1 pseudogene is annotated in these 254 nt (G+C 52.8%); it reads left to right on the top strand.

Annotation, left to right across the window (positions count from 1 at the left end):
* Positions 1-254, top strand: a pseudogene (locus QN347_RS20405) (succinate--CoA ligase subunit alpha); the annotation flags it as partial.

Below are 254 nucleotides of genomic sequence, written 5' to 3'. Positions count from 1 at the left end.
GTCGGCAGTCGGTATCGGCGGCGATCCTATCAATGGTTTGAAACACATTGATATCATGCGCATGTTTAATGATGATCCTGATACCGATGCGGTTATCATGATCGGTGAAATCGGCGGTCCGGATGAAGCCAATGCATCGTACTGGGTACGCGACAACATGAAAAAACCAGTGGTCGGCTTCATCGCCGGTGTCACTGCGCCTCCGGGCAAACGCATGGGTCATGCCGGTGCCTTGATTTCCGGTGGTGCAGATA

Source organism: Sphingomonas sp. 10B4 (assembly GCF_035019905.1).
GTDB lineage: Bacteria > Pseudomonadota > Alphaproteobacteria > Sphingomonadales > Sphingomonadaceae > Sphingomonas > Sphingomonas glacialis.
The sequence above is the reverse complement of the archived record's forward strand: the minus strand, read 5'-3'. Positions and strand labels throughout refer to the sequence as shown.